The sequence below is a fragment of the Ruminococcus sp. genome (assembly GCF_017650195.1).
Classification (GTDB): Bacteria; Bacillota; Clostridia; order Oscillospirales; family Ruminococcaceae; genus Ruminococcus.
Genome location: NZ_JAGCFH010000193.1, coordinates 1 through 4797, shown reverse-complemented (window position 1 = coordinate 4797; position 4797 = coordinate 1). Strand labels below are relative to the sequence as shown.

Sequence of the window (4797 nt, the reverse complement as noted above, 5' to 3'; positions counted from 1 at the left end):
CTGTGGAATAAAACTGAACGCTCCGTCCATAGCCTGAGCCACTTTCGCCTGCGCAGTCTGGAACATATGAGAGTAAATGTTCAGCGTAGTTCCTGAATTGCAATGCCCTAATGCTCCTGGTACCGTAACCACATCAAGTCCCGAAGAAATAAGGGCGGAAGCTGCAAAGTGACGGAGTGAATGAATGTCACAGAAGCGGACATTATTTTTCTCACAGAACTCTGTAAACCAGAAATAAGGAGTATTGTTATGCATCGGTCTGCCGTCCCACTTGACAAACAGACGATCTGTTTCGATCCACTTGTCACCGAGACGTATTCTCTCCTTATCCTGTTCCGCCTTCAGCTCCTTTAGCATGTCCATTACATACTCCGGAAACTTCTGGCTTCGCTGAGACTTCTTTGTTTTTGTGGTATCAGTATAGATTCCTTTATCGGCGGTATAATTGGAAGTTCTTCTCACACTTATTACATTTGAAGTTCTGAAAAAGAGAAAGACCTCCGAACTGTGTCAGCACTATACTTTCACAACGCTCGGAGGCTATCTGTATATTGAATTGTTCAAAGGATTGGAATCACATTATCTGCCTAAGAAATGTGGTTACTGCGGAAAATACTTCCTTCTCACAGTAGGACTTTTCTCAGATTACTGCACAAGAGAGATTGAAGGGATGGATGGCAGAACATGTCGTGATATTGGACACAGAAAGAAATATGCTGATAAGATAAAGAATAATCCATGCTGGAATGTTTACAGCAAGGCTTACAAACAGCACTACGCTCGTTACATGAAAAAGAAGATGACACAAGCTGATTTCGCTGAATGGGCGGATTATGCTCTTGAACTCAGGACTAAGGCTGAAAACGAGGAAATTGAGTTCGATGTTTATGTGGAGAAGATAAGAAAGTAGAAGGTGTAAAATAATACAAGTAATTACTTGACATTATTTTGGTAACTATACTATTATTTGGTAGTTTTAGTCGAAGTTATAGTTGTTGTTGTAGTTATAGTCGTAGTTACAGGCGCTGGACCTACATTTTTAGCAAGAGAAATAATGTCATTGTAGAATGACTTAGGCTGATAGTTGCTGAACGGAAGTGCTGAACCGCGGTGGTATCCCATGCTACTCTCGTCGCATGTTCCCGAGAGAGTCACGCAGGAGATGTTCTCAGCATGCTTCATAGCAACCTCAAAGATTTGAGGATAAAGCTGACTGTTAGTACCGTCGCTGTTCGTGATATCGAGCTCAGTTAACTGAATATCAAGTCCCAGTGACTCAAACTGCTTTACAGCTGTTTCAAAATCACTTGCCGAAGGATATTTTGAATCAAGATGAGCCTCCATTCCGATACCGTCGATGTAGTCTCCCTCCTTCATGATCGTCTTGGCCATATTTATAAGATCATCTGTCTTAGCGCTCATATACTCGTTATAGTCGTTGAGGTAAAGCTTACAATCTGCGGGAGCATACCGCCTTGCATACTTGAAAGCATTTACAACGAACTCTGAGTTGCCTTCGCCATACACTTTTACCCACCTGGAGCTGCTTGCAGGTCTCATTCCACCGCCGTCATTAACGAAGAGCTCGTTGCAGACGTCATAAGAATGGAGCTTGAGATTAGGATAATTGGTCTTGATCTGTGAGAATGTATTCTTTATCATGCTCTCAAGGCGCTTGTCCATACGCTCTTTGGAAACAAATTCGTCATTGTCCGTGAACAGTGACTGCGGTGTCATGCTGTAATATACAAACGTATTTCCACGAACGCCGATGCCGTTCTGCTCTGCGAACTTGAGTATTGCGCTTGCATTATTAAGGCTTATTTCTACTTCATCACCGTTTACGCCTGCAACGATAGAATCAGGCAGCATTTCTTGTTCACAGGTGATAGAGTTATAATTTTTCTTTATGAATTCCTGAGCCTGTGCCTTGCCGATTTCGTATCTGCCTACAAAAGTACCGAGACGGAAGTACGGTCCCATGTAATCCTTGAAGCCGTCGCCGCCCTTTTCGTATCTATAGTCAAGGTTCTGGTGAGCTCTTAAGTTAATATAACTGGTTGTTGTAGTAATCTCTGTATTAGTTGTGGTTGTTGTATCCTTAGTAGTAGTTGCAGTCTGAACTGTATTAATGCTTGATGAATAGCTCTCAGGAAGTGACTTGATAAGTCCTAAGAGGTACTTCTGGATAGTAAAAGCGTCATTTGTTGTTATACCGCCGCCTGCCTCATAAACGTCTGCATTGTACATGCCCTGATCTGAAAGCTTATATTTGTTTGGGTTAGCGAGGGACTGCATTATAATTACAGCATCGCCCATATCAATACCACCGTCGCAGTTAGCGTCGCCCCACTTCTCAACCTTTGAATCAAGAAGTTCCTTAAGCTCAACAGAATCTGATGATGTTGTAGCAGAAACTGTTGTTGCGGTGGTATTGGTAGTTGTGGTTGTTATTATGGTGGTTGTAGTTGTTGTAGTGGTCGTTGTTCCCCCATATACAGGAGGATTTATCTTGTCAGCAAGAGCTATAATGTCATTGTAGAATGGTTTAGGCTGATAGTTGCTGAACGGAAGCTGTGACCTCCTCTCGTCATATCTCCAGAGGCTCTCGTCTGTTGTTCTCGAGAGGGTTACGCAGGAGATGTTCTTAGCGTGCTTCATAGCTACCGCAAAAATCTGAGGATAAAGCTTGTCATACGAACCAGTGCTGTTCGTGATATCGAGCTCGGTTATCTGAACATCAAGTCCGAGTGACTCAAACTTCTCTATAGCTGTTTCAAACTCGCTTGCCGAAGGATAACTTGAATCAAGATGAGCCTGCATTCCGATACCATCGATATAGTCTCCCTCTTTAATGATCGTTTTGACCATATTTATAATGTCATCCGTCTTTGCACTCATATACTCGTTATAGTCGCTTAGGTAAAGCTTACAATCCTTAGGAGCATACTGTCTTGCATACTTGAATGCATTTAAAACGAACTCTGTGTTTCCTTCACCGTATACTTTTGCCCAGTTAGAGTCGCTTGAAGGTCTCATTTCGCCGCCGTCGTTAACGAACAGCTCGTTGCATACGTCATAGGAATGGAGCTGTAAGTCAGGATAATCGGACTTGATCTGAGCGAATGTATTCTTTATCATGCTCTCAAGACGCTTATTCATACGCTCCTTGGAAACATATTCGTAATTGTCCTTAAAGAGGTAATTAGGTGTCTGGCCGTACCATACGAAGGTGTGTCCGCGAACACCGATACCGTTCTCCTCTGCGAACTTAAGGATATTATTTGCGCCGTAAAGGCTGATCTCTACTTCATCACCGTTTACGCTCTTAACGATAGAATCAGGCTTCATTTCGTTCATACATGTGATCGAGTTATAATTCTTCTTGATGAACTCCTGAGCCACTGAGTTGTTAATTTCATTGCCCTGTACAGCAACCCCGAGGCGGAAGTACGGTCCCATGTAATCCTTGAATCCGTCGCCGCCCTTTTCGTACTTATAGTCAATCTTATAGTCAATGGTCGGTGGAGCTGCTGTGTCCTCACCGCTGTCTGTGCCGTCATAAGTTATGCTGTTTTCATCGCCTGCATTATCGCCGCTGTTGTCATTGCCGTCGAAGTCAGATTCGTCCTGCAGATCTTCGTTGTCATTATTGTCTTCAGGCATAGGGTCAGAAACCGGATCAAAAGAAATACTCTTAACGTTAGCATAACCGTTTGATTTGTAGCCCTCGATGTCAAGAAACACCTCATGAAGAGTACCTGACATATCAAGGCCTGCCTGCGACCATGCGTCAAAGTGCTTTGACACGTCGATTGTACCCTCCATGTAGTTCGTTGTATTATTCTGCGCACCGCTTGTCTGACGAACACTCCAGTACTGCTGGAATGTTTGAATACCTTCGAGATTAGGCGTGTTGTACCGTATTGTCTTAAAAATATCGTATGTATTTCCGTTAAGAGTTACAGTACCCTTTTTTTCCGCATCATCTCCGGGTGGACGAAAGTCGGCCCAGCCTTCAACTATATAGAATTCCGTAAAAGGATTTCTTGTCCAGCCATATACACACATATACGAATCTCCTCTTGGTTTATATTCAACGTCGTATGAAAGTGTGATATTTCCAAAATCTTTGTAGTTTTTCAGCTGGCTATCGAAGTTCTTGCCCATACGTGCAAGGAAGTTTTCAATGTTGCTCCATGAGCAGGTAAATGAACCTGCGCTTGGTTCCATTGATGCTTGCCCCTGACCAGCCTGATTCCACATTTCGTAATCGTAGCCACCTATGTTTCCACGTGTCTTTTGGTCAGCAGCCTTAACAACTGTAGCCGCAGGCATACTTGCCGCTATCATTATTGCAGATATGGTAAAGCTGAATACTCTTTTGATGTTTTTAAAATTCAATTAAACCACCCCTCATTACATATTTTTCATTTTTGTCTGATGTTTTTTCTGCCACATTTAATTGATGTTGGATAAAAAATCCCACAAATTCACGTTCTACGTCCTATCTTTTTCGTTCTAATCATAATATACAATATTTTTATAGATTTGTAAAGAATTTACAGTAAAAAAGCAATTTATGCCTAAAAAAGCAAAAAACGGCTGGCCTATTACATATCCCATTAACTTTTCAAGCGGAAAATGGGGAGATTGAGTTTGAGGTTTATGTGGAGAAGAGTCATTATCCATAAGTGCTTTTCAAAGTTATTTTATCATGAATAGGTGATTATTTAAGAGTTCTTTAGTGCTACAACAAGCATTGAAAGCGTTTAAATAATGTGATAAAAAATTTTT

General features: G+C 41.9%; 3 protein-coding genes. 1 reads left to right on the top strand and 2 read right to left on the bottom strand.

What is annotated here, in order from left to right; translation table 11 throughout:
* Window positions 1-462 (bottom strand): tyrosine-type recombinase/integrase (locus tag J6U00_RS08980; protein WP_296581152.1); only part of this gene is annotated, 462 nt, incomplete at its 3' end.
* On the opposite strand from J6U00_RS08980, the gene J6U00_RS08975 reads away from it, so the two are divergent.
* A complete protein-coding gene (locus tag J6U00_RS08975; RefSeq protein WP_296581150.1) occupies window positions 446-910 on the top strand; it encodes a DUF6076 domain-containing protein in 465 nt (154 codons plus the stop codon). The two genes, J6U00_RS08980 and J6U00_RS08975, sit on opposite strands and share 17 nt — an antisense overlap.
* 53 nt (window positions 911-963) lie before the next feature.
* Here the strand turns inward: J6U00_RS08975 and J6U00_RS08970 are convergent, their stop codons facing one another.
* Window positions 964-4404, bottom strand: a complete 3441-nt coding sequence (locus tag J6U00_RS08970; protein ID WP_296581149.1) for an endo-1,4-beta-xylanase — start codon at window positions 4402-4404, stop codon at window positions 964-966.
* Between the last annotated feature and the right edge of the window lie 393 nt (window positions 4405-4797).